This window comes from Bacillus sp. P4_D3, assembly GCF_056401855.1.
In genome coordinates, this window is sequence record NZ_JBFUIN010000978.1 from 1 (window position 1) to 999 (window position 999).

1 protein-coding gene is annotated in these 999 nt (G+C 40.5%); it reads right to left on the reverse strand.

Annotation, left to right across the window (positions count from 1 at the left end; translation table 11 throughout):
- Positions 1-999: GntP family permease (locus AC1DTM_RS28500; protein ID WP_477001490.1), on the reverse strand; the 999-nt coding region annotated here is incomplete at both ends.

Sequence of the window (999 nt, forward strand, 5' to 3'; positions counted from 1 at the left end):
AATTAAAGGGTTTGAAAATGTACCTGTCAAAGAATTTTGAATCATGACAAATCCGGGTAAAGCTGCTATAACGGCACCAAATCCATACTCGGCTGCAGTGTTCATGGCAGCTAAGATTGAACCACTTACGCCCACGCTTGTAATAGATTGAAACTGTTMTTTTACCGCTTGGAAGTTTAATAATATAGCAGTAAGTATTCCGATAAGAAGTGCCATTTCCACTGACCAAATACCTACGACTTGTCCCATATCAATCGTTCCGTACTCCTTCAAACCTATAGATGCAAAATCAAATCCCTTTGTATACCAAACTGGGATGAATTCTGTAAAGACTTTATTCATCACTCCGACCAGTACAAGCGGAAGAAAAGCTATCCAATAACTAACTGGAATAACATCGCTGGAAACAATAGGCGCTTGCACCAATTGCGCGCTAGTTGTGGCAGCCAGTTCAGAAGTGGCACCGCTTTTTCCGAAGTACCCCTCTCCCTTAGCGGCAGCCTTCTTCCTGCACCTTTCCAAATACATCATGCCACATATAAAGATAAACAGTGCTCCGATAATCCCTAATGTAGGAGCTGCATAAATATCTGTTTTAAAGAACGTAGTTGGAATAACATTTTGGATTTGAGGTGATCCAGGAAGTGAATCCATCGAAAACGTGAATGCACTGAATGCAATTGTCGCTGGAATGAGACGTTTCGGAATATCCGCCTCGCGAAATAATTGCGCCGCAAACGGATAAATCGCAAATACTGCGACAAATAAACTGACACCACTGTATGTAAGAATCGCTCCCATTAACACGATGGAAAGAATAGCTCTTTTCACGCCTATAAAATGGATGATAATTTTCGCGATTTTTTCTGCTATTCCAGTGATTTCTACCACTTTACCGAATATCGCTCCAAGCAAAAATACAGGAAAATATAATTTTATGAATCCGACCATCTTCGCCATAAAAACATTAGAAAAGAATGGTAAAACATTCGCCGGTTC